Source organism: Salinivibrio sp. SS2, assembly GCF_001722075.1.
In the GTDB taxonomy this organism is placed as follows: domain Bacteria; phylum Pseudomonadota; class Gammaproteobacteria; order Enterobacterales; family Vibrionaceae; genus Salinivibrio; species Salinivibrio proteolyticus.
Window position 1 is genome coordinate 23,516 of the sequence record NZ_MEBP01000060.1, and the last position, 26,361, is coordinate 49,876.

Genomic DNA, 26,361 nt, shown 5'->3' on the forward strand with positions numbered 1-26,361 from the left:
AAGGTGATATAAACATCAATTAACACAAGTTTGACCAAATTGTCGCATGCAACTGCGCTGTACATATTGCCCTTGGCAAAGGGGTACCGCATACTTGGCAGGGTTTATATTTATAAAAGGGAGCACACCATGGCGGAAGAAACCATCTTCAGCAAAATTATTCGTAAAGAAATCCCCGCAGATGTTTTGTATCAGGACGATTTAGTCACTGCTTTCCGTGATATTAACCCGCGTGCGCCTGTGCATATTTTGGTGGTACCAAACAAACTGATCCCCACCACCAATGATGTCAATATTGAAGACGAGTTAGCGTTAGGTCGTATGGTGACGGTGGCGAAAAAACTGGCGGCTGACGAAGGGATCGCTGAAGACGGCTACCGTTTGATCATGAATTGCAACCAACACGGTGGCCAAGAGGTGTACCATATTCACATGCACCTAGTAGGCGGACGCGCGCTGGGCCCCATGGTGGTGAGTTAACCACGGCAAAGTCGACGATGGTGTGAATGATGTGTAAAAATCAAATCCAAATTTTGATGATTGCACTTGCCTTGGTGTTGGCGGGCTGCGCAGGGAGTCAGTCGACTGACCTGCGCATTGCGCCACACCAAACCGTGGTTTTTGCCGATCCAGAGCTGGCGACGTCGCTATGGGTTAAAGAGACGATGGTTCGTCGTACCCCAAACGGAAATCAAGCATGTGTGTGGTTAGAAAATACGTCTAGTCAACCGCAAACCATGCAGTATCGCTTTAGTTGGTACGATAGCCAAGGGCTCCAATTATCGACCTCTGCGGCGTCTTGGCAATCTGTGACCATTCCTCCCCATACACAGCGCGATATTCATGCGCCGATACCTGATATCAAGGTTTCGCAGTTTCGTTTAGCCGTCATGCAACCAGAATAATCCCCTTGTTTGTTGGCACTTTTTCACGCTTTTCTGGTCTATTCATTTTTTATTTACGGAGTCATCTCTATGTCCGCACGCTGCGCATTGACGACCGCTTTACGTAAGCCAAATGCATTGGTAAAAGCATTATCGATGGGGTTATTTGTTGTCACAGTTGCAGGCTGTGCACCTCGCACGCAGCCGATTTATCAGCCGTCGGCTCCACAAGAAACCACCGTGCAGCACGGGGCGGTGCATGGCAGTTTTAACCAAGCCATGCGCGCCGCGGTGCAATCCTTAATGCGCAGTGAAACCCTGAAAGGCGTCCCTGTGACCTTGGTGCAACCGCTACAAAATCTGACTGACGGTTATATAGACACTGTCGGTGTGTCAAAACAGTTAGAACAAGGCCTTGCTGGGCAAGGGCTGATTGGAACGGTCTCAAAGGCGCAAGTCGACGTAGTTCGTCAGTCGTTAGGTTTGGGTGAGGGACAGGTTCTCATTGATCCGACTACAGTGATGCAATATGGGCGCTTACTGGGAGCACAGTATCAGCTTGGTGGCAAGGTCACGGGGCAAGAAGAGAAAACCTTATCACTGCAGCTGATGGATTTGACCACAGGTGTGATTGAATGGCAGGACACTCAACGTTTTGTCAGCCGTTAATCTTTCCCCCGCGTTAAAAACTTTACTGGAAGCGGCGCTGTGTGAGCACTATTCAGCGCCCGTTTCAATTCAGCGTGTTACCCCACTCGAAGGGGGCCTGACCAACCGCTGTTTGCGGATTGATGACTCACAAGGGGGACGCTTTGTGTGGCGGCCCCGAAGTCAGGTGAGTGACGCTTTTGCGATTTCTCGGTCGCGCGAGGCGGCTGCGCAATCACTGGCTGCTACCTATCAGCTTGCCTCGGCACCCGTTTGTCATTTGTCAGACGGGCTTTTGGTCCCTTGGGTGGAAGGTGATCCCCTTGATCCGCATTCAGTTGAGAGCCGAGCGATCCTAATCGAGCTGTTGGTACGTATCCATTCAATGGAAGGTCGTTTGGATACACAAGATGTCCGCACCCAATGCCAACATTATGAGCAGCAGTTGGCCTTGGCAAAGCAGCAAACACTCAAGCAGCTGCGTGACAGGTGTCAATGGCAATTACCCACAGAACCGCTCGCACCTGTGGTATGTCATATGGACTTGGGTAGCTATAACGTGGTTATTCAGCCAAATGGTACGCCCTGTGTGCTTGATTGGGAATATGCCCGATTAGGCAGTGCGAGTTTGGACATTGCACTTTTTTGTCGGGCAAACGGCTATACACCGGCACAAGTCGTGTCCGATTATTGTGCGTTACGATGCATCGATGACTCGGCACCGGTGCGCCAAGCTGTAGAGGCATGGCTGCCCTTTGCTGATTATCTCGCGCTATGCTGGTATGAAGTGGGCGCATCATTGTATGGGCTCAACACTTACCAAGAGCAAGCACAGCGGTTATATCGCCAACTGGCGGGAATGGATGAATGATAAGGAGAGTTGCAATGGCTAGGTCGCGTTTTCGCTATGGCTTGATAGGGGGCTTATTACTCGTCCTGACGGGTTGCACTACCGAGCTTGCATATAACACCTTGCCGTTTTGGATTCATTACTACATCGATGACATTGTTAACTTACGCCCCGAGCAATCTCGCCAAGTGAAAGCAGACCTTGACAAGATTCAGCAATGGCATCGAACCCATGAGTTACCCGCGATAGCTGAACGCTTAGGACTGATCGCCACCCACAGTACCGAGCGACATACAATGGCACAATTGCGTGACCATCAAGAGGCGGTAAAAGCGCGAATCCACGCGACGCTACAGGCGTTTGTGCCCGCAACGGCCCGTTTACTTGATAGCTTTGATGACCAGCAAGCTCAGGCGCTCACTCAGTGGATGGAAGACGAGATTCAAGAGGCATCCGAGCGACGTGCAAAGCGTTCTAAAGATGAGCAATTTGCCTATCAACGTGATGATCTCGAGGAAGATACGGAAGAGTGGATTGGCAGCGCCGCGCGTCATCAACAGCCCTTGTTTGTCGAAATGGCAGAGTATCAGCAAGCGGCGATGCCAACGTTTCGTCAGGTGCGAGAGCGCTTAGTTAGCCGCCTTTTTGCGATTATTAAAAATCGACAGTCAATCGACACTGAGGCCGCGTTGTCAGAGTGGGTGGATGATGTGGTGGCATGGCGAGCAGGGCCGGAGACGGAAACCGAAATGGCTATCTATCGTTCACGTCGGTTAGATTGGTTGTTGCGCCTTGATCGTAGCCTTGATGAGGATCAGCGAACTCAACTGGTCGATAACCTTATTGAGTGGCAAACACGCCTGAACGAGATGAGCCGTTAGTCTTTTTAGTCTTCCCTCGGCCCGGTAGGGTTTGGGCGTTGCTGTATGCATCAAATCACCTACCTCATGGTTACGCCAAATACCCTGATTATTTTTAGGGTGATCTTGCTCATTTTCCTGTCTGGATGGCTATGCTATTGATAGGGGTCACAGCTTTGCGATAACCAAGGATGGCTTTCCATGATCTTATATCTCCACGGTTTTGATTCAACCAGCCCAGGCAACCATGAGAAAGTGTTGCAGCTCCAATTTGTTGATGACGACGTGCGCACCATCAATTACAGCACCATGCATCCGAAACACGATATGCAGCATTTGCTCAAACAAGTGCAGACGCAGCTAGACGCGAGTCAGGATCCCAATCCACTGATCTGCGGCGTTGGCTTAGGCGCGTATTGGGCAGAACGGGTAGGTTTTTTGTGTGGGATCAAGCAGGTCCTGTTTAATCCGAACTTATATCCGCACGAGAATATGACCGGCAAAATTGATAGGCCGGAAGAGTATGAGGATATTGCCACCAAGTGTGTGGCAGACTTTCGTCAACGCAATCAACAACGAGCATTGGTGGTGTTATCGCGAGAGGATGAAGTCCTCGACAGTCGCCGCAGTTATCAAGTGTTGTCACCTTTCTATCCTGTCCGTTGGGATGAAACGCAAACTCACAAGTTTAAAAACCTATCGGCACACCTCAACGCCATTGCGGATTTTAAAAAGCAGCCCGCACTCCACACTTAATCGTTTCCCCAGTCGTAAAGCGGGTCTTTGTGCACTGGGGCGCGTCGAATTGACCGAATAAACATCAACAGCGCCTCAGAGCGATGTGAGATCAATAAAACAACAAATGAGATCGCGTATCACTTGTATTTATATTACAGAGCCGGATTCGGCGTATAAATACTTGGAGCCGTTATGTTGGTTGATCTTACACCGTTCGATGAGACGATTTTGGGCACGCATACCCCAGACCCATTGCGTTTTGCCTTCCCGCCGAAAAAACACGCCCACGCGGCGACCCATCAAACGCCTTTACCGCTCGAACAAGGAGTGGCAGCTGTTACACAACAGCTTTTATCACTGCCAGCGCAATCTGGACCACGATGCTTATACATCCATGTGCCATTTTGTCGAGTGAGGTGTACTTACTGTCACTTTTTCCAACATGCGGCGAGCCGCACACTGATTGATAGCTACTTCGCGGCTTTACTCAAAGAGCTTGGTATGAAAGCGGCGATGCCATGGACCCAAGCGCAGCCTTTTGAGGCGGTGTATGTCGGTGGGGGGACACCAACTGCGTTGTCGGCAGCGCAATTACAGCAATTGGGTCAAGAAATCCGTCGCCAATTTTGGCTCACGCCCGACTGCGAAATCACCCTTGAGGGGCGAATCAATGGCTTTGATGATAATGCGTTCGAGCATGCGCTTGATGGGGGATTTAACCGCTTCTCGTTTGGGGTACAGAGCTTTAATACCCAAGTCCGCCGCGCGGCAAAACGTTTAGATGATGGTGACACTGTGCGTGAGCGTATTCACGCATTAAGTGCCAGTCAGGAAGCGACGATTGTGGTGGATTTGTTGTATGGCTTGCCTTATCAAACGGCTGAGATCTTTAGGCAAGATGTGGCCGACTATCTGCAAACCGGCGCCAATGGCATTGATCTCTACCAGCTGGTGGTGGCGCCAAATACGCCGATGCTGCGCATGGTCGAGCAAGGGAAAATGCCACCGCCGGCGACCACGGCAGAAAAAGCTAGCTTATTCGCGCAAGGCGTTAGTTTGATGGACCAACACGATTGTCGACGACTCAGTGTCAATCACTGGGCACGTAATCAACGTGAGCAAAGTCGTTACAACCGGCTCGCCAAGCATGGTGCCGATATTTTACCACTAGGGTGTGGTGCCGGTGGCAGTATTGACGGGGTCGGGATCATGCAGCATCGCGAGCTGGCATCCTATCTCGATGCAATGCAAACCAACACCATGCCGATTGCGCGCGTTGTAGACGCTGTGGAGCATCGTCGAGTGTATGATGCTATCAAAGCAGGATTAGATATGGGTGTGCTTCACGCGGATACATTACCGCCTTGGCAAGGGATGAGCGTGTTTCAGTATCTCTCGCCGTTGTTCGCGGTCTGGCAGCAGCGTGGATTGGTAACATTATGTGAAAATAAATTACAGCTTACTCTTGCAGGTCAGTTTTGGTCCGTAACACTTGCGCAAGCCTGCATTTATGTCTTGCAGTCACTCTAACTATTAGAATTAAAGTTCAATTAGTTATCTGAAGCTACCTTTGCTTCGAAGAAAAGTGTACGAAAAGGGCGAAATTTCACTTGTCTTGGCAACAGATTATGGTGTTTTATTTCATCATGTAAAAGGCGGCCGAAACCGAATCTATGCTCGAAGTAGGCGACGTTTTCCGGCAAAATAGACTAAGCGCTGATGCAACAAACTAAAACAATGAAAGCAGCGCGCACGAAACAGATTGTAATTTGATTACTGGCCCAACCCCCATTTTTGTCAGTGACTATATAAGTGGCTGATGTGTAAGTTTTTAATTAGGTAAGGATGTAGAAGTGACCAAAATTATCGTTGTCGGTGGCGGTGCAGGCGGGCTAGAGCTTGCAACCAAACTGGGCCGAACGTTAGGCCGCAAGCGTCGTGCAGAAATCACCTTGGTAGATAAGAACAGTAGCCATCTATGGAAGCCATTGCTTCACGAAGTGGCAACTGGCTCAATGGATGAGGGCGTTGATGCTTTGAGCTATCGTGCTCATGCCAAAAATCACGGGTTTGATTTCCAAATGGGGACCTTGTGGGACATTGATCGTGACCAAAAAGTGATCACCTTGGCGCCCATGTACGATGAAAATAACGAACTGTTGATGCCGGAGCGTGAGCTCGAGTACGACATCTTAGTGATGGCGATTGGCTCGACCTCCAACGATTTCAACACGCCGGGCGTTCGTGACCATTGTATCTTCCTCGATAACCCTAAACAGGCTCACCGCTTCCGCGCGGAAATGAACAACGAATTCTTGCGTTTGCATGCAAAACACGGCCAAGGCAGTGTGGATATTGCGATTGTGGGCGCAGGGGCAACCGGTGTTGAGCTATCAGCAGAGCTACACAATGCCATCAAAGAGCTGCGTAACTACGGTTTCCGTGATTTAGATAGCTCGAAACTGAACGTGACCTTGGTGGAAGCCGGTGAGCGCATTTTGCCAGCGCTGCCTACTCGTATCTCGAGTGCTGCGCACCAAGAGCTGTTGAAACTGGGTGTCACCGTGAAAACCAATACCTTTGTCACTAAGGCAGACGATCAAGGCTTGGAAACCAAAGAGGGTGAGCGTATTCACGCCGATATCATGGTGTGGGCTGCTGGGATCAAGGCACCGGACTTCTTGAAAGATATCGCGGGCTTGGAAACTAACCGCATTAATCAATTGGTCGTGAAAAACACACTTCAGACGTCGCGTGATGACGATATCTTTGTGATTGGTGACTGTGCAGCTTGTACGCAAGCCGACGGCAGCATGGTACCGCCACGCGCCCAGTCAGCGCACCAGATGGCAAGCCGCTGCTTTAGCAACATTGTTGCTAAATTAAATGGTCGTGAGCTAAAGCCGTATGTGTTTAAAGATCATGGCTCACTGGTCTCGCTCAGCCGCTTCTCTACGGTAGGTAGCTTGATGGGTAATCTGACCAAAGGCTCAATGATGATCGAAGGGCGGATTGCTCGTGTGGTATACATCTCTTTGTATCGGATGCATCAGATTGCATTGCACGGTTACGTGAAAACTGGCTTGATGATGTTGGTAGGACGGATCAACCGCGTGCTACGTCCAAGTTTGAAGCTGCACTAAACACGTGTGAAGCTGCGCTAAAACAGCGTATAAACCCCAAGACCGAGGCTTGCCTCGGTCTTTTTTATTGTTCGAATTGGCGCATTTCTAGTTGCCGCTTGACGTGAAAGTCGTCACAATAGCGCCGTAATCAAGATTATTGATATCACTTCTAGAGCAACCCTCCTGACGCCGAGTTTTTCTCATACCACGATATTGATATTCATGACCCTAAGTGATGGGCCATGCGGCCCGTGACGACATTTTTTATTTATTGAGATCAATTAATGAGTTTCTCCTCTTTAGGACTATCTGCACCACTATTGAAAGCCGTGCAAGAGCAAGGCTACACCACACCTTCACCAATTCAGGAAAAAGCGATCCCTGCGGTGATTGAAGGACACGATGTCATGGCGGCCGCGCAAACTGGTACCGGTAAGACCGCGGGCTTTACCTTACCGATTTTGGAGCGTTTGCAGGCAGGTAAACGTGCTCGCCCCAACCATGTACGTACCTTGATCCTGACGCCAACGCGCGAGCTTGCTGCGCAAGTGCACAAAAACGTGGAGCAATACAGCCAATACACGTCGCTCAGCTCAACCGTGGTATTTGGTGGTGTGAAGATCAACCCGCAGATGATGAAACTTCGTAAAGGCGCTGATGTGCTGGTAGCAACACCGGGACGCTTGCTGGATTTGTACCAGCAAAATGCCGTGCGCTTTTCTCAGCTTGAAGTGCTGGTCTTGGACGAAGCCGACCGTATGCTTGATATGGGCTTTATTCGTGACATTCGTAAGATCTTGGGCTTGCTGCCGGCTAAGCGCCAGAATTTGCTGTTCTCCGCCACGTTCTCGGATGAAATTCGCCAACTGGCGAAAGAGCTAGTCAACAATCCGGTTGAGATCTCAGTCAATCCTGCGAACCAAACCGCGACTGGGGTCGAGCAATGCATTTATCCTGCGGATAAAAAGAAAAAAGCGCCGATGCTACTATCACTGATTGCCGATAATAATTGGCAGCAGGTGTTAGTGTTTAGCAAAACCAAACATGGCGCTAACCGTTTGTCGCGCTATTTGGAAGAGTACGGTGTCAGCGCGGCGGCGATTCATGGCAATAAGAGTCAAGGCGCGCGAACGAAAGCGTTAGAGAAATTTAAAACCGGTGAAGTACGGGTGTTGGTTGCCACTGATATTGCCGCACGAGGGATCGATATTGCTCATTTACCGCAAGTGGTGAACTTTGATTTACCCCATGTGGCAGAAGACTATGTTCACCGTATTGGTCGTACTGGTCGCGCAGGCGCTGTGGGCAATGCGGTGTCTTTGGTTTGTGCGGACGAAGCGAAAGATTTGTTCGCCATTGAACGCCTCATTAAACAGGTATTGCCTCGTCATACTCTAGCGGACTTTCCCGTCACGAATCCGTTGCCAGAGTCGAAATTGGATACGCGTCCGATAAAGCCAAAGAAACCGAAAAAGAATAAACCGCGTCAAGATGGACAGCGCTCTGGCGATAACGCGCGCGGACACAAACCGGTGGGTAAAAATCGACGTCATACCGATAGCGCAGGCGACGGTAAGTCACGTGGTACCGGCAATCGCCCACCACGCACGCGCAGCGATAGCAACGGCGCGAACAAGCCGCGCCGAGCGCGACCCGCTGCAGCAAAAAACAGCGCATAACCTAGACGCTGTGTACTGAGCATAAAAAAACCGGCCACTTCGCCGGTTTTTTTATTACATGATCTTAGCAAGCTGTACGAGTACTTTATCAATCGCGTCACCGATTTTAGCAACATGCTCAATCGTCTCTTCCGCCTCATCAATCACTGCTTGCGCTTGGCGGGCATGGGCGATGAGGCGATCAAACGCATCAGCGTCTTGTTCAAATTGCTCACTGTGCGTGGCAATCACGGTGGTGTGGTACAGGTAAAGTTTTTCGCCGAGTTGTTCTCTTTTCCGCTGTAAAGGTGCGAGCTTGGGGCCAATCAGGGTTTGGTTTAAAAAGCGATCGAGGCTGTCGTAATTTGCCTTGAGCAGATGGTAGCTGGCGTCTTTCGGGCTCATGGCTTATTCCTCCAACTGATTCTGAAAGTCTTTGAGTGCATCAAGATGCTGTTTAGTCGTTTCTATAGCGCGACGCGCCCCTTGCAAAGAAGCGGTGTTATCGATGGTGAGCGATGTGATGATGGCATCGTGCATGACCAGATAGTCCGATAGCGTCAAGTCTAGCTGTGCAAACTGTGTGTCTAAGTTGAGCAGGACCTGCTTGGTACGGTAAGCCTGTCGGTATGCTTCAAGGCGATCATCATAAGATGTATGCAGTGTGATACAGCGCATTTCCTTGCTTTGCTGGCAGCTATTGGGGTTATTTAAAAGCTGCAAGCGAATCGATAAGGCCTGGTCGAAAGAGACGCGTGTGGCCATGTTCCAATTGGGTAAGTCTTGTCGTAAGCGCGTAATGGTTTGTTGTAAGACGGGTTGTCCTGCTTCCATCACAGCGCGTAACTGTTGATGACGAGAGGTCTCCGTCATCGCACGGCCGAGTGCGTTGATTGCGGTCGATACCAACGAAATGTCTGACTCATCAATGGTTTGGTCGTCGCGCAAAAAAGGGTTGTTGGCTAAGTCGGTCAGTGTGTCATGCAATTGCTCGGAGGTCTCGTCAAGGCGTGCGTGATGATCGTCAGAAGCCAAGGCATAAAGAAGGTTGGCGTAGCGGATTAAATCGGCAAGGGCTTGTCGTTGCCCAATGTGTGGGATGGGCGCGATATTCAGTTCGGACGCCGATAATCCATCGCGCACGGCACGAGACAGAATAGCATCCACGCGCGCTTGTTCGGCGGTGACGTAGACAGCGTCAACCGCGCGATGAATCTTCACGGATTGTTCCGCATAGTCTTTTACCAGTTGTTTTGATGACTGGGACGTACAGCCTGCCAAGCTGATAACAGCCACCCAAAGCATGGCATGGCGACATTGTGTGTGGGATAGAGAAAAGCGCATGGAATAATCACAAAGTTATGAAGCCTAAATAACGAGTGTGGCTGTTGCTCAGTGATTATAAATATATCAGCAGTCTTTTTATTGGATGTGGTATCAATAACAACTCGAACTGAAATTGATAAATGTATCTTTTACATTGTGTTCAAACATAAAAAAGCCTTGCCATCCAATAGGAAGACAAGGCCATTTTGTTCAGTACTGATAGGGTTCAGCAGTGACTGGACAGGGTTAGTTTACCTTTCTTACTTGAATAATCATGCCCATCATGGGGTTATCCAAATAGTGGGTCTCACCACTGCGCATCCGTCGTTTGTGCGTGAATGCATAGGGCTGCAAGAAACGCTGGATGTGATACTGCTTTTTCACCTTTTCCAAGCCTGCAACTTGTACATTGTTGGTACTCGTTGCCGCACCTTGTTGTGCGTCTGAGGTTTGCAACGGCATATCGATAATGTCTTCAACCAGAGCGCGTCTCTCGCTGGGCTCGCGTAGCACCATATCGGCCTCGACAAACAAGTAATGTTGTACATAGACGCGTAGTGTCCCATCTAGCTCATAGAGCGGTTGGCGAGGTGGCCGGGTATCCAATGATTGCTCGTCCCACTGTGACTCGGTATTAGAAGCTGTTGCGTTTGTTGGTGCAGCAGGTTGGGTCATGATCGGGGTGCCATCTGCGTTAAACCGGTCGCTATAATCTCGGCCCGCGCTAACCCGCAGTAAGGGAAGTGCTGCGCGCCCGCTATCATCTTGACGCCAAGCCACGTGCACCATCGGGGTGAAGCCTGCATGGTTGGCCAGTTTGTTGTATGCGTCCGTTAATTGCCATTGGCTACGCGGTAGCGGGGTCAGGCCTGCGTTTTGCAATGCCGTCGTATTGGTGACTGGAACCGCTCGATTGACCGACTGGATATCGGTTTGGGTGGGCCAGCTTTCTTGGACGCTCGCGGGATCTTGATTGCGTTTAAACACAATCAGCTCGACATCATAAAGTCGTTTAGCCAAAGCCGGCTGACTGATGGCAATAAGCAGTAATGCCCAAATGCTTTGCTTGGCAATGCGCGTTAGCCAGCCTTGTGGTTGACGTTGATGGTTTTTCACAGGTTACTCCGTTCTCTCTGGCAAGCCAGTCTGATCGCCGATTAGGCGACCAGTTGGTGACTTGCAAATTGAGTCAACAGCTCATCAATAAAGTTCATCCGCTCACGTCGGTCAGTGAGGCTTTCGACAAACTTAATTTTGGTTGGCCCATCAAATTTATACTTGTCTGGACGCGATTGTAACAGTCCCACTAAGAATCCGGGATCAATTTGCGCATCCTCATGAAATTCAACCACCCCTCCGCGGTCACTGGCTTCGATTTTCTTCACTCCTAGGTGTGCCGCCCGTAACTTGATTTGTTGGACATGTAACAAGTTTTTGGTGGCATCAGGGAGCAGCCCAAAGCGATCAATTAACTCGACTTGAAGCTCTTGAATATCATCATTCGATTTCGCGCTGGCGATGCGTTTATACATCGACAAACGGGTGTTGATGTCAGGGATATAGTCATCCGGCAGCAGAGCGGGGAGTCGAAGCTCGACGTCGGTTTGCTCTTTTAACAGCGCATCCAAGCTCGGCTCTTTGCCTTCTTTTAGCGCCTCGACGGCTTGCTCAAGCATGTCCATGTAGAGGGTAAAGCCAATCGATTGAATTTGGCCGCTTTGCTCATCCCCCAACAGCTCTCCGGCCCCGCGAATTTCTAAATCATGGGTGGCAAGGGTAAAACCAGCGCCCAGATCTTCGAGTGAGGCAATGGCTTCTAATCGCTTGGCGGCGTCCTTGGTCATCCGCTTGGGATGTGGGGTTAGTAGGTAGGCATAGGCCTGATGGTGCGAGCGACCGACACGTCCACGCAGTTGGTGGAGCTGAGCTAAACCAAAGTGGTCGGCACGGTCAATAATGATGGTGTTCGCGGACGGCACATCGATACCGGTCTCAATGATGGTGGTACACACCAAGACGTTATATTTTTGATGATAAAAATCGCTCATGATCCGCTCGAGTTCCCGCTCACGCATTTGACCATGGGCCAAGGTTACGCGCGCTTCAGGGATCATTTCACTGATTTCATTCGCGGTTTTTTCAATTGTTTCGATGTCATTGTGCAAGAAATACACTTGACCACCGCGCATAATTTCGCGCAACAACGCTTCTTTGACCAAGGTGTCTTCGCGCTCGCGGACAAAGGTTTTTACCGCCAAGCGACGTGATGGTGGCGTGGCGATGATCGAGAGATCGCGCATGCCACTCATGGCCATGTTGAGCGTCCGTGGGATCGGGGTCGCCGTAAGGGTGAGAATATCAATGTTGGCGCGCATGGCTTTGATTTTCTCTTTTTGGCGGACACCAAAACGGTGTTCCTCATCCACGATGAGCAAGCCCAGATCACGTAGCTTCACATCCGCTTGCAGCAGTTTATGGGTGCCAATCAAAATATCGATTTTTCCCTCGGCACAGTCGGCCAAAATGGCTTTTTGTTCTTTCGCTGATTTAAAGCGAGAGAGCACCTCGACGCGGACCGGTAAGTTGGCAAAGCGGTCACGGAAGTTTTCGAAATGTTGCTGGGCAAGCAAAGTGGTCGGCACAAGTACGGCGACTTGTTTGCTGTTATTGACGGCAAGAAACGCAGCCCGCATGGCCACTTCGGTTTTACCAAAACCGACATCACCACACACTAAGCGATCCATGGCAATGGGGCGGCACATATCCGAGAGGACCGCGTTAATGGCTTGGGATTGGTCCGGCGTTTCTTCGAACGGGAAGCTGGATCGAAATACTTGATAGGCTTCTTTGTCATGTTTGAAGGCAAAGCCAGGCTTGGTTTCACGCTTGGCATAGACATCCAACAGCTCTGCAGCGACATCGCGCACTTTTTCTGCCGCGCGACGACGCGCTTTCTCCCATGCTTCGCCCCCGAGTTTATGGATAGGCGCTGCATCTTCCGCGCCACCGGAGTAGCGGCTAATCAAGTGTAACGCACTGACCGGCACATAAAGCTTGGCGCCTTGCTGGTATTCAAGGGTCATGTACTCGGTTTTGAGTCCACCGGCTTCAAGTGTTTGCAGTCCTTGATAGCGACCGATGCCATGCTCAAGATGAACCACGGGTTGTCCCGGTTTGAGCTCGGCCAAACTGCGTATCACGGCATCGTTGTTGACGCTTTGCTTCCGCTTATCACGACGACGTTGCTGTACAGCACGCTCGCCAAACATGTCGCTTTCACAAATCAGGGCAAATTGACGAGTGTTATCAATAAAGCCTTGGTCAACCGGCCCAATGATAAGACTGAATCGGCCCGATTGCGCCAGCGCGTCTGAGAGCGACGACGCGACCATGGGGCGGATTTTAGCTTGGGTCAACAGATCAAGCAGTGCCTCGCGGCGACCCTCCGATTCGACCGAGAATACCAAGTGACCGCTAAATTGTTCACTGAATTGACGCAGTGCGGCTAGCGGTTCTTTGGCTTGATGATTGACCGTTAACGTCGGCAGTGGAGAGATATCGACATTCTCACGGCCTGCTTTTTCTGTGACGTTGTCACTTGATAGGCGCAGTTGCGGATAATCCTTCAAGTGGCTAAACAGCTGGTCTTTATTAAGCCAAATAGCGTGCGGCGGTAATAGCGGACGTAAGGGGTCCACACGGCGCTGGTCGTAGCGGTGTGCCACGTCATCGAGAAAGTGTGTCATTGCCGCTTCGATATCACCCACGGTTAAAATCAGGGTGTTATCGGGCAGGTAGTCGAACAGGGTTTCGGTTTGGTCGAAAAACAGCGGTAGCCAGTATTCAATCCCTGCCGGCCATGTTTTTTTGCTGACTTGTTGGTAGACAGATTCCGGTTCTCGGCGGGCTTCAAAGTGCTCGCGGAAGCGGCCACGGAAAAACTCAACGGCGGCATCATCGGTGGGAAATTCGTGCGCAGGCAGCAATTGAATTTGCGCTAACTCACCAGTCGAACGCTGATTCTCTGGATCGAATTGACGAATCGTGTCCACTTCATCATCGAAAAAGTCGATGCGATAAGGCTCATCACTGCCCATCGGAAATAAATCAAGGATCGAACCGCGGCTGGCAAATTCACCGTGCTCCATGACTTGGTCAACATGGCGATAGCCGGCATCCGTCAGTTGGTCGCGCAGCTTCTCGAGCGACAGAATGTCACCTTTTTTCACCATCAATGCATGCTGATGGAGAAACTGCTTTGGCGTCACACGTTGTAAGGCGGTACTCGCCGGCGCGATCAGTACGCCGTCACCTTGGGTCGGCAGTTGGTACAGGCACGCCAGTCGTGCAGAGATAATATCTTGATGGGGCGAGAAGCTGTCATAAGGTAAGGTTTCCCAGTCGGGAAAAATATCGCATTGCCCCTCGGTAAATTGGCTGATCGCGGGCTGCAAGCGAACTGCGGTTTGGTTATCGGGCACCAACAAAAAAATGGGTCCCTGATGTTGCTGACGAATGTTGGCGACGGCAATCGGTAACGCCGCACCCGTTAAGTTGCCTAGGTGTTTGACGTCACCCGCACCACGGGGAAGGGTAAACGTGTATAGCGGTTGTTGAGTCATGAATTTAACTGCTTGATTTGTTTCGGTTGAGTGCGCGCTTTCGCAAAAGCTTTTGCTGATGATGTAAGGCGGCGCGGATCAGAGTGTCTCGGTCGTCTTCCAATAAGCGTGTGTATTGGATTTGGATCAAATACTGAGGTGGATGGTCATCGTCAGGCGCTTTTTTTTCACAGTGGGTGACCACGCCATAGCAATAAATCGCTGTGGGCGGAAAATCAAGAAACAGCTTCACACGCACATGGTCGCTCTGTTTTAGTGGTGTGGGGCTTAGATAGGCAAAGCTGCTTGCGCCGAATGCATGGGTGGTGAAGCGCTGAGCGGGATCGTCTTCTTGACTGAGCATATAGCCCATCATTAAGGTGATCTTTTCGTTTTGCGCTTGCAAGATACGGTACAGTGCTGAGGCATCGTCCGGCTCAAGAGATTGTAACTCTTTTTCAACCGCGTTATCGACTTGGCCACATTGGCTTGCTACCCGAAAGGGCGCGGGGATTTCCGCCATAAATGCATCCGCATCGGGTTGGGCTTGGCTATCTTGAAGCGGCTCAACATTAATGCGTATTGCGGCTCTTACAGAAAAGTACTCGTCTTGGCTCATCACTGTGCCTTATCTTGCAGTCATTTCATGATTATCACGCACCCGTCGCGTTAGGTAAAGTTTCAAGACCGCCTTATCGGGCGTCAACGTGCGCTTCTGGGCAGTATCCGTCAATATTCAGTCAAATCGGTGTGTAAACTTGGCGACATTCGCTCAGGCAGGTATGCTTTGCAGCGAATCAAAACAATAAGCTAGGTGCACTATGTATCAACCCTTATCGGTGTTTATTGGCTTGCGGTATTTGCGCGGCCGATCGGCCGATCGTTTTGGGCGATTTGTGTCGTCTATGTCTACTGCAGGAATTGCTATTGGTGTGCTCGCTTTGATCACCGTGTCATCAGTGATGAATGGCTTTGAAGCCCAGTTAAAAGGCCGCATTTTAGGCGTACTACCGCATGCGGTCATCGCGGACGGACAAACGGCATCGGTAAAAAACCGCGTTGAACAATGGCCACATGTGGTGGCGACGGCTCCCATTCAAACCACAGAGGCGGTGTTACAAAGCCGAACAGGGCTGAGTGCAGGATTGTTAGAAGGAATTGATCCAACCGCTTATGAGCCGTTGGCAGACCATCTGTTACAAGGAGATATTCAAGCGTTAGCCGAGGGTCGTTATCAAATCATCATTGGCCGTGCGATGGCGAGCAATTTACGTTTACGTATTGGCGATCAGGTGCGCGTGATGGTCACCAGTGCGAGCCAGTTTACCCCGATTGGGCGGATCCCTGCGCAGCGTTTATTCACCGTGGCGGGCATTTTTCACACTGGGACTGATGTCGATAATCAATTGATGCTGGCTAACATCCATGATGTAGCGCGTTTAATGCGTGTTCCGCCGCAGCAAGCGAAAGATTTACGCCTTTTCCTTGACGATCCCTTTGCGATTACCGATCTCAAACCGATGGCAGAGAGTGCAGCGTGGCAAGATTGGCGCGTCTGGCGGGGCGAGCTTTTTCAAGCGGTGAAGATGGAAAAGAACATGATGAGCTTAATGCTCAGTCTGATCATTATTGTCGCTGCATTCAACATTATTGCTGCCTTAATTATGGTGGTGATGGAGAAACAAGCCGAGGTTGCCATTTTGAAGACCTTAGGCATGCAAAATCGCGATATTGTTGCTGTCTTTATGGCTCAAGGCTCACTCAGTGGGTTATTGGGCGCATTGGTCGGGGGCGTATTGGGGGTGCTTGCGTCTCTCTATATTAATGAAATCATGGCCCTGTTTGGGGTGAGTTTGCTAGGCAATGGCCTTGCGCTTCCCGTGGTCGTCAATCCAACTCACGTCGTTATGGTTATGGTGTTGGCTATTTTGCTGAGCACGTTAGCGACCCTTTTCCCTGCTTTTAAAGCGGCATCTGTTCAACCTGCTGAGGCACTGCGTTATGAATGAGTCTTTGTTGTCCTGTCACCAAATCAGTAAAACCTATCAAGAGGGTGGTCAGGCGATTCATGTATTGAATCAGGTGTCTCTGAGCATTGCATCGGGAGAGCTTGTGGCGATTGTCGGCTCGTCTGGCTCAGGCAAAAGTACCTTGTTGCACACCTTGGGGACGCTTGATACACCGAGCGAGGGTGAGGTGTATTTTGAGGGCAAAGCAATTAGCCAAATGTCTGCGAACCAACAAGCGCAGCTAAGAAACCAAGCGCTTGGATTTGTTTATCAGTTTCATCACCTACTGGCTGACTTTACGGCACTCGAAAATGTGATGATGCCACTGCTGATCAATAAAGTTGCACGCAAGACGGCCACAGCAAGAGCAACGGAGATGTTGAATGCGGTCGGCGTGGGCCATCGTTTATCCCATCGTCCCGCTGAGTTATCGGGGGGCGAGCGTCAGCGTGTCGCGATCGCACGTGCGCTAGTCAACGATCCTAAGCTGGTTCTCGCTGACGAACCGACGGGGAATCTAGACCATGCGACAGCCTTGGAGATCTATGATCTGATGCGTTCGTTGAATGCACGACATGGGACGGCATTTCTAGTGGTGACGCATGACAGTGAGCTGGCAGCCAAATTGGACCGCCAAGTGCGAATGCAAGATGGCCAATTGCTTGCTGTGAGTGCCACTGAGGAGGGGCAATGAAACCACTGTCGTTAGCCATTGGACGCCGCTTTAGTCGTGCCCGCCAGCGTAATCGGCTGGTCTCATTTATCTCGTTGTCATCGGTGATTGGCATTGCCATCGGTGTGATGGTCATTATTGTCGGTCTATCGGCCATGAATGGCTTTGAGCGCGAGCTTAATCAGCGTGTGCTCTCTGTGGTGCCGCATGCGCAAGTGTTTGGCGTTAATGGTCCGCTCGAAGACTGGCAGCAAGTAAAGCGCCAAGCCTTGCAGCATCCTCAAGTGGTGGCTGCGGCGCCGTACGTGGAAATGACCGTGTTGATGGAACATGGCAGTGCACTTAAACCTGCCCAGATCCGTGCCGTTTCACCGAGCGACGAATCGGCAGTGAGTCGCATTGGTGCGTTTATTGATGGTGGTTGGGACAGTTTGCCAGCGGCGCAATCAAACATCGTGCTCGGGCAAGGTGTCGCCGATAGCTTAGGCGTGAAGGTAGGCGATTGGTTAACCGTGATGATCCCTGCGGCGGATGCGAGCTTAAAGTTGCGTTCACCTCAGCGAGTGAGAATGCAAGTGGGTGGATTGTTACGGCTGGGCGGACAGATTGATCATACGCTGGCGTTGATGCGCCTATCAGATGCGCAGCAGTTGATGGCGCTAGATGATGCGGTTACCGGAGTCTCACTCAAAGTCGAACCGGTATTGGAGGCGCGACGCATTGTCCGAGAAGTCGGTCAAACCCTTTCCGCCTATGTGTACATGAAAGACTGGACCAGTGAATTTGGCTATTTGTATCGCGATATCCATTTGGTGCGTTCGATTATGTATCTGGTCATGGTTTTGGTGATTGGTGTGGCCTGCTTTAACGTGGTATCAACGCTGATGATGTCGGTGAAAGACCGTGCGGCTGATATTGCGATTTTGCGTACGATGGGAGCAGGCGATACCTTGATACGACGAATTTTTATTTGGTATGGACTATTCGCCGGTGCGTTGGGGAGCCTGATTGGCAGTGTGCTGGGAGTATTGCTTGCAAGCAATTTAACCCACTTAATCCAATGGGTAGAGCAGGTTGTGGGTCACCGTTTTCTCTCTGGTGATGTGTATTTTATTAACTTCCTACCCAGTGAGTTACGCGTGTCGGATGTGGTGGTGGTGAGTTTAACCGCGATGCTTCTCAGCTTATTGGCCGCTTGGTATCCAGCGCGTCGCGCGTGTCAGTTGCAGCCAGCGGCTGTATTGAGTGCAAAATAGCGGCTAGCTAGCTACTACAACCCATCATCAAAAGGGCCAGCATGAGTGCTGGCCCTTTTTCGATCTGTCTCGATAATTTTGGGTTGGTTTTACGTATTGATAATGCAGGATGATGACTGTGTCGCAATGCGCCCTCAAGCGGCTTGTTTTCCTTTCCTACCGTTTTAGCGTTGCCTGATATCAACGTGAATCAAGAGGGTTTATTCGGCTTCGGCAGCACTTCTTTTAACTTGTTCGGAATACGAAGTTTACGTTTACGCCAGCTTCTTACCACGGAATAGCGCCAAATGCCTCTGACGGCAAAATAGCCAATCACGGCGAGCACCAAACCACTGGTCATACAGCCGAGAAAGAAAGGCGGTCCAATGTGACCCATTTGTTCAACCAAATAGTGCCAAGAGAGCTCAAAATGGAAGGGATAGGGCGGTGTGTTCATCATCCACGCGCCGAGTTTATAGGCGAGATAGAACAGCACAGGCATGGTAATGGGATTACTGATCCAAACCAACGCGACCGACAAAGGCAGGTTGACACCAAACAAGATCGCCAGTCCCGCTGCCATGATCATCTGGCTGGGCAAGGGGACAAATGCCATGAACAAACCGACCGCAAACGCCCCCGATGCAGATCGACGATTCAAGCACCACAGGTTTGGGTCGTGCAACAGGCTTCCAAACACGCGCAGTGCTTTGTTATCGCGCAATGCCTCGCGTTTTGGCATGTAGCGTTGAAAAAACTTCTTGGGCATACCTGCTTAATTTACCTGGATGTTACGCGATGAAGCTGACATTCACGCTCGGCTTGGCTGCGTCGATTTTATCGCTGCCGTGGTGGCCCACTTTGCCACCAGTTTGGACGTGTTTCATTGCGTGTATTGTGTTTCATTTTGGGTGGAAAAAGCGCCTTTGGTGGCTCGCGGGGAGCGCGTTAGGGCTCACTTGGGCTGTATTATCCGCAACCTTGTACCAAGCAGACGTGATCCACATCATTTCTAGCACAGAGGATACTACAATATCTGGCTCTGTGGGCAGCCTTTTTAGCCCCAAAGCCGGCCCACAATCGATTATTTTTGACATTGATAAAATTAATGATAAACCACTGCCGTTTTTTCGTTCAGTGCGAGTGCGTCTTTATTGGCAATCGCCGCCTTTTCCCCAACAAGGTGAGCGTTGGAGGCTCACGGTTAGACTGAAGCCGCCGTATGGACGTTTAAACGAAGCGGGCTTTGATGCGGAGCGTTACTTTGTGGCGCGACGGATTCATGGCAAAGCCAGCCTCAAAAAAGCTGAGCGGCTCACTCATACGCCATCATGGCGGCAATCAATCTTAAATGCACTGACCCCTTTGCTTGAGCCTTTGCGTTATGGCCGCTATTTACTGGCGCTAAGCTTGGGAGAGCGGCAATGGTTGACCCACGAAGATTGGCAGATCTTAACGCACAGTGGCCTTGCTCACCTGATGGCTATTTCAGGGCTTCACATTGGGCTGGCGTTTGCGTTGGGGTGGCAAGTCGGGTGGGGGATCCGTTTGCTGCTGCCCGAATGGCGACTCACCCTTTGGTGGCCGCTCTACAGTGCCATGTTGGTTGCTTTAGGGTATGCCGCGTTGGCTGGGTTTTCGTTGCCCACCCAGCGCGCTTTGATTGCCTTATTTGTCTATGCCAGTGCAAAGCGTATGGGAGTGCAGGTATCGCCTAGTACCTTGTTGCAAATGACCGTGCTGGCTGTGTTATTGCGTGATCCTTTCGCTGGTTTTTCACTGAGTTTTTGGCTGTCGTTTGCGGCGGTGTCAGCGCTGTGCCTCGCGCATTATTTGCTGTCTCGTCGGCGAGAGTTCCCAGCAACAATGTATGCCCGTATGGTTTGGCGGGGCAAGCAACTGGTATTTATTCAACTCGTTCTCTTGATAGGTATGTTGCCTTTGCAGCTGGGCTTTTTTTCTGGTTTGAGTGCTGCAGCCACACCATTAAATCTTCTAGCCGTTCCTTGGGTGGGAATATTCACAGTGCCCTTGGTCTTTGTCGCCCTTGTTGTGCAGTTGATAGCGGGCAGTACCGTCGCGGCATTTATTTGGCAAGCGGCAGATTGGAGCCTAGCGCCAGTGATATGGCTTGCCGACGTTGCCCGCCAAGCTTGGCTGCGGCCTCCACCGTTATCGTGGTTGTGGCCTTTGCTGGTTGCGGGAGGATGCTGGTTAATGGTGAGTTGGCGCTGGCACCGCCAAACGTTGCTTTTACTGCTATTGGTGACGACCTCTTTTGCATGGCGTGCGCCACCATTACCCGACTGGCAGTTGGATGTGCTCGATGTGGGGCACGGCTTAGCGGTGTTAATTACTAAAAACGGCAGAGCGGTGCTTTATGACACTGGAAACCGATGGCAAGTGGGCGGAGTCGCGCAAGCGGTAATTACGCCGATTCTTGAACAACGAGGCGTCGAACAACTCGATGGCCTACTCTTAAGCCATGGTGATAGTGACCACGATGGTGGAGCCGCGTTTATCACCGAACGCTTTCAACCGATTTGGCAGCGCGCCAGTGAGAAAAGACGTGGTTATTTACCCTGTCAGCGAGGCGCTAGGTGGAATTGGCAAGGGTTAAGGTTTCATGTGCTTTGGCCGCCAATACAGGCGGATCGTGCGGGTAACAATGATTCTTGTGTGGTTCGGGTCAGTGATGGACGTAGCAGTGTCTTGCTGACCGGCGATATTGAATCACAGGGGGAGTTGGCATTACTGGCGCGCCTGGAAAATCGCGAAGCCGTGCAGAGCGATATTATGCTGGTGCCACATCATGGCAGTGCATCGTCTTCGTCGTCACCTTGGATAACCGCGGTATCACCGCATTGGGTGGTGGCGTCAACTGGGTTGTTTAATCCGTGGGGGTTGCCAGCGCCAGTTGTTCGTGAGCGTTATCAGCAAGCGGGGATCACTTGGTTGGATACCGCGAAAGATGGCCAAGTGCGTTTTCAGCGCCGCCATGGCCGATGGAAAATGACCCGGTGGCGATATGATCACCAAGGGCAATGGTATCGGACGCTGTTTGAACGGCGACCGGTAAATTTGGACGACGGCGGGTAAAAGAGTAGAATGCCGGTCTGTTTTACACAGCTAAATGATTTTAATGAGCGAATATCAAGATAAAACGACCTGGCAGACGTTCAAGCAACTCTGGCCATACATCGCCAACTATAAGCTTGGCTTGATCGTTGCCATTGTCGCACTGGTTATCAATGCAGCCAGTGATACCCTCATGCTCTCCATGCTTAAGCCACTGCTCGATCAAGGCTTTACCTATGATGATGTGGCGGGGGATTTCCTCAAATGGATGCCCGTTTATCTCGTGGTGTTGATGGTAGTGCGCGGACTTTCTAGTTTTGTCTCTGCTTACTGCCTGTCATGGGTGTCGGGGAATGTGGTGATGACCATGCGCCGACGCATGTTTAACCACTTTATGAAAATGCCCGTCAGTTTTTTCGATCAAGAATCCTCCGGCGCCTTACTCTCTCGCATCACGTATGACTCCGAACAGGTGGCGTCGGCGACAAGCAGCGCCTTAGTGAGCCTAGTTCGTGAGGGAGCGTCAATTCTCGGTTTGATGATACTGATGTTTTGGTCGAGCTGGCAGCTATCGGCGATTTTGTTGGTTATCGCGCCTGTGGTGGCGTTTTCGATTCGCGTGGTGTCGAAACGATTTCGTCGCATCTCATCGAATATGCAAGATGCCATGGGGTCCGTCACTAGCTCGGCAGAACAAATGCTGAAAGGGCATAAAGTCGTCCTGAGCTACGGTGGCCAAGGCGTTGAAAAAGCGCGCTTTGATAAAGTCAGTAATCGTATGCGCCAACAAACGATGAAACTGGTCTCTGCTCAATCCATTGCCAACCCAGTGATCCAGCTGATTGCCTCGATGGCGCTGGTCGTGGTCTTGGTACTGGCAAATACCGAAGCGATTCGCTCTGAGCTAACCGCCGGTACGTTTGCAGTGGTGTTTGGTGCGATGTTTGGTTTGATGCGTCCACTAAAATCTCTCACTAACGTCACGTCGCAGTTCCAACGAGGTATGGCAGCGTGCCACAGCCTGTTCAACCTGATGGAACTCGACACCGAAAAAGATACCGGTGAGTATGAAGCAGATCGCGTGAAAGGCGATATTCAGGTGGACAATGTGGTCTTTACGTATCCATCTAAAGAAGCGCCTGCGCTTCGCAATGTCAGCTTTGAGTTACCCGCGGGGCAAACCTTGGCGCTGGTGGGACGCTCCGGCTCAGGCAAAAGTACCATTGCCAACCTGTTAACGCGCTTTTATGACATCGACAGTGGCACCATCACATTAGATGGCGTGCCCATTGACGAGTATAAGCTTGCCAATCTGCGCCAACATGTGGCGGTAGTCTCGCAAAATGTTCACCTGTTTAACGACACCGTCGCCAACAACATCGCCTACGCAGCCGAGGATCAGTTCACCCGTGAGCAGATCATTGAGGCGGCAAAATTGGCGTATGCAGATGACTTTATTCGTGAATTAGATGAAGGCTATGACACCATTATAGGTGAGAATGGCGTCAGCTTGTCTGGTGGGCAACGTCAACGCCTTGCCATTGCTCGTGCGCTGCTGCGCAACGCACCAGTACTGATTTTGGATGAAGCGACCTCGGCATTGGATACTGAATCTGAGCGCGCCATTCAAGCAGCACTGGACGAGTTGCAAAAAGATCGCACTGTGTTGGTGATAGCGCACCGTTTGTCCACGATTGAAGATGCGGATCAAATTCTCGTGGTGGATGAAGGGGAAATTGTTGAGCGTGGCAACCATCAGGCGCTGTTAGAGCAAGACGGTGCGTATGCCCAGTTGCACCGTATTCAATTTGGTGACTGACCATGGTTGAAAAACTTTGGTTTCGTGAAGATGTTCCGGTTTGGGCCGCTCCCTTGTGGCCCATTAGCAAGCTATTTGGCGCGGTGGCACGCTATCGCCGTCAACGCTATCTGAGTGGTAAAGCCCCCAGTTATCGCGCGCCCGTGCCTGTGATTGTGGTGGGTAACATCATGATCGGCGGCAATGGCAAAACGCCGTTTGTGGTTTGGCTGGTGGAGCAACTGAAGGCCCAAGGCTACCGTCCCGGGGTGGTATCACGCGGCTATGGGGGTAAATCGGAACAGTATCCATTGTTGTTGTCGCAAACAACCTCTCCTCGCGTGGCCGGTGATGAGCCGGTCTTGATTGCCCGCCGTACTCAAGTGCCTGTTTGTGTTGACCCGGATCGGAGCGCGGCAGTTAAACGACTCCTCGATGAGGGCGTCAATGTAGTGGTTACGGATGATGGTATGCAGCACTACCGGCTCGATCGCGACCTCGAAATTGTGATTGTGGATGGTCAGCGTCGATTCGGAAACGGGCACTATATTCCATTAGGACCATTGCGCGAGCAGACGTCCCGTCTCGCCACCGTAGATATGGTGGTCAACAATGGAGGTGAGCCGCACCAAGGGGAGTGGCCAATGACATTGGTACCGACCGAAGCGGTGAATTTACGTAGTGGTCAACGTTGTCAGGTTTCGATTCTTCCTGAGGTGGTTGCGATGGCGGGCATAGGTCATCCGCCACGTTTTTTTGCCACCTTACAAAAAATGGGTGTGACCCCGGTACACAGTGAAGCGGTGCAAGATCATCAATCATTGAGTGCCGAAGCGCTAGACAGTTTAGCCGCAAAGGGGCAACATCTATTGATGACCGAAAAAGATGCTGTGAAATATCAAGGCATTGCTCACGACAATTGGTGGTATTTGCCTGTGGCAGCGAAACTCCCTGACACAGCGGCAAACTATGTGCTAGAAAAGCTTCACCACCTGAAAAAGTATAAAAATTAAAGGAAACTTATGGATCACCGTCTGCTTGAAATTGTGGCTTGCCCCTCTTGTCAGGGTAAGCTCTACTTCAATAAAGAAAATAATGAACTCGTGTGTAAGTTCGACCGTGTTGCGTATCCGATTGAAGATGGGATCCCGGTGCTGCTCGAATCTGAAGCACGTGATATGTCATTGGAAGAGGTTCAGGGATGACAGACTTTTATGTGGTGATCCCCGCGCGTTATGGCTCAAGCCGATTACCGGGGAAACCACTCGCTGATATCGGCGGAAAGCCTATGATCCAACACGTTTACGAGCGCGCTCAAGCCGCTGGTGCCAAACAAGTCATCGTTGCGACGGATGATGCACGGATTGTTTCTGCCGTCGAGGCTTTCGGTGGTGAAGTCTGCTTGACCCGAGATGATCACCAATCCGGCACTGAACGATTGGCTGAAGTTGTGACAACCTATGGGTTTGCGGATGATGCCATTATCGTCAACGTCCAAGGTGATGAGCCTTTGATCCCATCGGCGGTGATCCGGCAAGTTGCGGACAACCTGAACACATACCAACAAGCGCCAATGGCGACTCTTGCGGTTGCGATTGACCAACCGGAGCAGGTCTTCAATCCTAATGTGGTCAAAGTTGTCACCGATCATCAAGGCTTTGCACTGTATTTTAGTCGCGCCACCATCCCTTGGGATCGGGAGCATTTTGGTGAGGACTCGCCGCAGGTCCCTGAGTCATTACTGCGCCATATTGGTATTTATGGCTATCGCGCCGGATTTATCAGCCAGTACATCCATTGGACACCGAGTCCTTTAGAAAAAATCGAGTCACTAGAGCAGTTACGCGTACTCTGGCATGGTGAGAAAATTCATGTTGATGTGGCCCGAGAAACACCGCCACACGGTGTGGATACCCAAGCGGATTTAGAGGCGGTACGCGCGCACTTAGCGTCGTAAACGCGTGCGTTTGAGCACCAATAAAAAAGCCGCGATAGCTATCGCGGCTTTTTGTTACCTTTTATGCGCTCGGCTGGGCGATTAGATCGCGTAGCCTTTGCCATGCTTGGCCTAACCGTTCATGCCAATAACGCTCAAATTGTTCCAAGTATTGTGCGCGAGGACTGTACTTAATCCACGGCTGTTTGATTTCTTTTTGCGCCATAAAATTGGTTGGGGCAGGGATAGGGTCAAGCCCGGCGCTTCGAAATTCATACAAGGCACGATCCATGTGAGAGGCAGAGGTGACTAACACGAGATTACTACTGCCTACGACAGATGCGGCTTGATAGGCTTCTTCCCATGTATCTTTGGCGGTTTCAAGTAACAGAATACTGTTCTTATTAACGCCCAGTGCCATGGCCACTCTCGCCAACATTCTGGCGTGGCTCACTTCATATCCGTGATCATAACCAGATAAAATCAGTTTGGAGGTTGGATACATTCGATGGATGCGTATACCTTCAGCCAAGCGCATCAGCGCGGTGCGTGATAGCTCGGAGGTGGGTGGCAATGCGTCATCAACCACATGACTATTGCCTAACACCATGACGAAATCCACGGGTTTACCCGTGGGGAGGAAGGCGGGATATTGACGTTCCAGCGGCCGAAGCAGTCCAGAGGCGACGGGTTGGAAAGACGCGAGAAAGATACCTAAAAATGCCCCTAAGATAACAAATGATGCCAGCTTTTTACGCTGAGAGAACCAAAGCAGGCATAGCCCGAAAAGACCCAACAACAACAGCGCGGGCAAGGGCATTACCAAGGTTGAGATCAGTTTTTTTAATTCAAACATGCAATGTCGCCCGAAATATAGTCAAACGAGGCACAAATAGTGCCATAAACCTTTATTAACGTAAGGCTTGTGACAAAATATGCCCT

24 protein-coding genes are annotated in these 26,361 nt (G+C 50.9%); 17 read left to right on the top strand and 7 right to left on the bottom strand.

Annotated elements, in window-relative coordinates; genetic code table 11:
- Nucleotides 1-129 precede the first annotated feature (129 nt).
- The 9 genes from hinT to BGK46_RS04085 all read left to right on the top strand — a co-directional run bounded on the left by hinT (nucleotide 130) and on the right by BGK46_RS04085 (nucleotide 8,784).
- Nucleotides 130-480, top strand: a complete 351-nt coding sequence (gene hinT, locus BGK46_RS04045; RefSeq protein ID WP_069587271.1) for a purine nucleoside phosphoramidase — start codon at nucleotides 130-132, stop codon at nucleotides 478-480.
- Nucleotides 481-506: 26 nt separating this feature from the next.
- Nucleotides 507-905 carry a YcfL family protein gene (locus BGK46_RS04050; RefSeq protein ID WP_084781253.1) on the top strand — a complete coding sequence of 133 codons (399 nt, stop codon included), beginning with the start codon at nucleotides 507-509 and terminating at the stop codon, nucleotides 903-905.
- A 69-nt stretch (nucleotides 906-974) separates the two neighbouring features.
- On the top strand, nucleotides 975-1,553 hold the full coding sequence (locus tag BGK46_RS04055) for a hypothetical protein (protein ID WP_069587273.1): 579 nt from the start codon (nucleotides 975-977) through the stop codon (nucleotides 1,551-1,553).
- On the top strand, nucleotides 1,540-2,403 hold the full coding sequence (locus BGK46_RS04060; protein WP_069587275.1) for a phosphotransferase: 864 nt from the start codon (nucleotides 1,540-1,542) through the stop codon (nucleotides 2,401-2,403). Before BGK46_RS04055 ends, BGK46_RS04060 begins: the two co-directional genes overlap by 14 nt.
- Nucleotides 2,404-2,417: 14 nt before the next feature.
- Nucleotides 2,418-3,263 (top strand): DUF6279 family lipoprotein, encoded by an 846-nt coding sequence (locus tag BGK46_RS04065; protein WP_069587278.1) that lies wholly within the window; start codon nucleotides 2,418-2,420, stop codon nucleotides 3,261-3,263.
- Nucleotides 3,264-3,443: 180 nt separating this feature from the next.
- Nucleotides 3,444-3,998, top strand: coding sequence for an alpha/beta hydrolase YcfP (gene ycfP / locus BGK46_RS04070; RefSeq protein ID WP_069587280.1), 555 nt, complete (start codon nucleotides 3,444-3,446; stop codon nucleotides 3,996-3,998).
- Between the two features lie 177 nt (nucleotides 3,999-4,175).
- Nucleotides 4,176-5,510, top strand: a complete 1,335-nt coding sequence (hutW, locus tag BGK46_RS04075; protein WP_371440451.1) for a heme anaerobic degradation radical SAM methyltransferase ChuW/HutW — start codon at nucleotides 4,176-4,178, stop codon at nucleotides 5,508-5,510.
- Nucleotides 5,511-5,833: 323 nt separating this feature from the next.
- Entirely contained in the window at nucleotides 5,834-7,123 is a 1,290-nt protein-coding gene (locus BGK46_RS04080; protein ID WP_069587283.1) for an NAD(P)/FAD-dependent oxidoreductase, read from the top strand.
- A 266-nt stretch (nucleotides 7,124-7,389) separates the two neighbouring features.
- Nucleotides 7,390-8,784, top strand: a complete 1,395-nt coding sequence (locus BGK46_RS04085; protein WP_069587286.1) for a DEAD/DEAH box helicase — start codon at nucleotides 7,390-7,392, stop codon at nucleotides 8,782-8,784.
- Nucleotides 8,785-8,838: 54 nt separating this feature from the next.
- Here BGK46_RS04085 and BGK46_RS04090 read toward each other — a convergent pair whose 3' ends face one another.
- From BGK46_RS04090 to BGK46_RS04110, 5 genes are all read right to left on the bottom strand, one after another.
- On the bottom strand, nucleotides 8,839-9,168 hold the full coding sequence (locus BGK46_RS04090; protein WP_069587288.1) for a hypothetical protein: 330 nt from the start codon (nucleotides 9,166-9,168) through the stop codon (nucleotides 8,839-8,841).
- A gap of 3 nt (nucleotides 9,169-9,171) precedes the next feature.
- Nucleotides 9,172-10,107 (bottom strand): hypothetical protein, encoded by a 936-nt coding sequence (locus tag BGK46_RS04095; protein WP_139130727.1) that lies wholly within the window; start codon nucleotides 10,105-10,107, stop codon nucleotides 9,172-9,174.
- 228 nt (nucleotides 10,108-10,335) lie between these two features.
- Nucleotides 10,336-11,205: a peptidoglycan binding protein CsiV gene (locus tag BGK46_RS04100; protein ID WP_254659654.1), complete on the bottom strand. Its 870-nt coding sequence runs from the start codon at nucleotides 11,203-11,205 to the stop codon at nucleotides 10,336-10,338.
- A gap of 41 nt (nucleotides 11,206-11,246) precedes the next feature.
- Nucleotides 11,247-14,711 (bottom strand): transcription-repair coupling factor, encoded by a 3,465-nt coding sequence (gene mfd, locus BGK46_RS04105; protein WP_069587292.1) that lies wholly within the window; start codon nucleotides 14,709-14,711, stop codon nucleotides 11,247-11,249.
- Nucleotides 14,712-14,715: 4 nt separating this feature from the next.
- Nucleotides 14,716-15,309, bottom strand: coding sequence for a hypothetical protein (locus tag BGK46_RS04110; protein ID WP_069587294.1), 594 nt, complete (start codon nucleotides 15,307-15,309; stop codon nucleotides 14,716-14,718).
- A 202-nt stretch (nucleotides 15,310-15,511) separates the two neighbouring features.
- On the opposite strand from BGK46_RS04110, the gene lolC reads away from it, so the two are divergent.
- The 3 genes from lolC to lolE are packed head-to-tail and all read left to right on the top strand — an operon-like array spanning nucleotide 15,512 to nucleotide 18,628.
- Nucleotides 15,512-16,699: a lipoprotein-releasing ABC transporter permease subunit LolC gene (lolC, locus tag BGK46_RS04115; protein ID WP_069587296.1), complete on the top strand. Its 1,188-nt coding sequence runs from the start codon at nucleotides 15,512-15,514 to the stop codon at nucleotides 16,697-16,699.
- The gene (gene lolD, locus BGK46_RS04120; protein WP_069587298.1) at nucleotides 16,692-17,393 is read left to right on the top strand and encodes a lipoprotein-releasing ABC transporter ATP-binding protein LolD; all 702 of its coding nucleotides are present in this window, start codon (nucleotides 16,692-16,694) and stop codon (nucleotides 17,391-17,393) included. Before lolC ends, lolD begins: the two co-directional genes overlap by 8 nt.
- Nucleotides 17,390-18,628 carry a lipoprotein-releasing ABC transporter permease subunit LolE gene (gene lolE / locus BGK46_RS04125; RefSeq protein WP_069587300.1) on the top strand — a complete coding sequence of 413 codons (1,239 nt, stop codon included), beginning with the start codon at nucleotides 17,390-17,392 and terminating at the stop codon, nucleotides 18,626-18,628. Before lolD ends, lolE begins: the two co-directional genes overlap by 4 nt.
- 190 nt (nucleotides 18,629-18,818) lie before the next feature.
- On the opposite strand, the gene BGK46_RS04130 is transcribed toward lolE, so the two are convergent.
- Nucleotides 18,819-19,376 carry a DUF2062 domain-containing protein gene (locus BGK46_RS04130; protein ID WP_069587302.1) on the bottom strand — a complete coding sequence of 186 codons (558 nt, stop codon included), beginning with the start codon at nucleotides 19,374-19,376 and terminating at the stop codon, nucleotides 18,819-18,821.
- 29 nt (nucleotides 19,377-19,405) lie between these two features.
- Between BGK46_RS04130 and BGK46_RS04135 the strand changes: the two genes are divergently transcribed.
- The 5 genes from BGK46_RS04135 to kdsB are packed head-to-tail and all read left to right on the top strand — an operon-like array spanning nucleotide 19,406 to nucleotide 25,440.
- Nucleotides 19,406-21,706 (top strand): DNA internalization-related competence protein ComEC/Rec2, encoded by a 2,301-nt coding sequence (locus tag BGK46_RS04135; protein ID WP_069587304.1) that lies wholly within the window; start codon nucleotides 19,406-19,408, stop codon nucleotides 21,704-21,706.
- Between the two features lie 43 nt (nucleotides 21,707-21,749).
- Nucleotides 21,750-23,504, top strand: a complete 1,755-nt coding sequence (gene msbA, locus BGK46_RS04140; RefSeq protein ID WP_069587320.1) for a lipid A ABC transporter ATP-binding protein/permease MsbA — start codon at nucleotides 21,750-21,752, stop codon at nucleotides 23,502-23,504.
- A gap of 2 nt (nucleotides 23,505-23,506) precedes the next feature.
- Nucleotides 23,507-24,496, top strand: a complete 990-nt coding sequence (lpxK, locus tag BGK46_RS04145) for a tetraacyldisaccharide 4'-kinase (protein ID WP_139130729.1) — start codon at nucleotides 23,507-23,509, stop codon at nucleotides 24,494-24,496.
- Nucleotides 24,497-24,505: 9 nt separating this feature from the next.
- Nucleotides 24,506-24,688 carry a Trm112 family protein gene (locus BGK46_RS04150; protein WP_069587307.1) on the top strand — a complete coding sequence of 61 codons (183 nt, stop codon included), beginning with the start codon at nucleotides 24,506-24,508 and terminating at the stop codon, nucleotides 24,686-24,688.
- On the top strand, nucleotides 24,685-25,440 hold the full coding sequence (gene kdsB / locus BGK46_RS04155; protein ID WP_069587309.1) for a 3-deoxy-manno-octulosonate cytidylyltransferase: 756 nt from the start codon (nucleotides 24,685-24,687) through the stop codon (nucleotides 25,438-25,440). The genes BGK46_RS04150 and kdsB overlap by 4 nt, the downstream gene beginning before the upstream one ends.
- Nucleotides 25,441-25,501: 61 nt before the next feature.
- Here the strand turns inward: kdsB and elyC are convergent, their stop codons facing one another.
- Entirely contained in the window at nucleotides 25,502-26,275 is a 774-nt protein-coding gene (elyC, locus tag BGK46_RS04160) for an envelope biogenesis factor ElyC (protein ID WP_069587311.1), read from the bottom strand.
- Nucleotides 26,276-26,361: the final 86 nt, after the last annotated feature.

What these genes read in the sequence shown, in the direction of transcription:
- hinT (WP_069587271.1), top strand. Translation starts at nt 130, where the DNA reads ATGGCGGAAGAAACCATCTTCAGCAAAATTATTCGTAAAGAAATCCCC.
- BGK46_RS04050 (WP_084781253.1), top strand. Translation starts at nt 507, where the DNA reads ATGATGTGTAAAAATCAAATCCAAATTTTGATGATTGCACTTGCCTTG.
- BGK46_RS04055 (WP_069587273.1), top strand. Translation starts at nt 975, where the DNA reads ATGTCCGCACGCTGCGCATTGACGACCGCTTTACGTAAGCCAAATGCA.
- BGK46_RS04065 (WP_069587278.1), top strand. Translation starts at nt 2,418, where the DNA reads ATGGCTAGGTCGCGTTTTCGCTATGGCTTGATAGGGGGCTTATTACTC.
- ycfP (WP_069587280.1), top strand. Translation starts at nt 3,444, where the DNA reads ATGATCTTATATCTCCACGGTTTTGATTCAACCAGCCCAGGCAACCAT.
- BGK46_RS04085 (WP_069587286.1), top strand. Translation starts at nt 7,390, where the DNA reads ATGAGTTTCTCCTCTTTAGGACTATCTGCACCACTATTGAAAGCCGTG.
- BGK46_RS04090 (WP_069587288.1), bottom strand. Translation starts at nt 9,168, where the DNA reads ATGAGCCCGAAAGACGCCAGCTACCATCTGCTCAAGGCAAATTACGAC.
- BGK46_RS04095 (WP_139130727.1), bottom strand. Translation starts at nt 10,107, where the DNA reads ATGCGCTTTTCTCTATCCCACACACAATGTCGCCATGCCATGCTTTGG.
- mfd (WP_069587292.1), bottom strand. Translation starts at nt 14,711, where the DNA reads ATGACTCAACAACCGCTATACACGTTTACCCTTCCCCGTGGTGCGGGT.
- BGK46_RS04110 (WP_069587294.1), bottom strand. Translation starts at nt 15,309, where the DNA reads ATGAGCCAAGACGAGTACTTTTCTGTAAGAGCCGCAATACGCATTAAT.
- lolC (WP_069587296.1), top strand. Translation starts at nt 15,512, where the DNA reads ATGTATCAACCCTTATCGGTGTTTATTGGCTTGCGGTATTTGCGCGGC.
- lolD (WP_069587298.1), top strand. Translation starts at nt 16,692, where the DNA reads ATGAATGAGTCTTTGTTGTCCTGTCACCAAATCAGTAAAACCTATCAA.
- lolE (WP_069587300.1), top strand. Translation starts at nt 17,390, where the DNA reads ATGAAACCACTGTCGTTAGCCATTGGACGCCGCTTTAGTCGTGCCCGC.
- BGK46_RS04130 (WP_069587302.1), bottom strand. Translation starts at nt 19,376, where the DNA reads ATGCCCAAGAAGTTTTTTCAACGCTACATGCCAAAACGCGAGGCATTG.
- BGK46_RS04135 (WP_069587304.1), top strand. Translation starts at nt 19,406, where the DNA reads ATGAAGCTGACATTCACGCTCGGCTTGGCTGCGTCGATTTTATCGCTG.
- msbA (WP_069587320.1), top strand. Translation starts at nt 21,750, where the DNA reads ATGAGCGAATATCAAGATAAAACGACCTGGCAGACGTTCAAGCAACTC.
- lpxK (WP_139130729.1), top strand. Translation starts at nt 23,507, where the DNA reads ATGGTTGAAAAACTTTGGTTTCGTGAAGATGTTCCGGTTTGGGCCGCT.
- BGK46_RS04150 (WP_069587307.1), top strand. Translation starts at nt 24,506, where the DNA reads ATGGATCACCGTCTGCTTGAAATTGTGGCTTGCCCCTCTTGTCAGGGT.
- kdsB (WP_069587309.1), top strand. Translation starts at nt 24,685, where the DNA reads ATGACAGACTTTTATGTGGTGATCCCCGCGCGTTATGGCTCAAGCCGA.
- elyC (WP_069587311.1), bottom strand. Translation starts at nt 26,275, where the DNA reads ATGTTTGAATTAAAAAAACTGATCTCAACCTTGGTAATGCCCTTGCCC.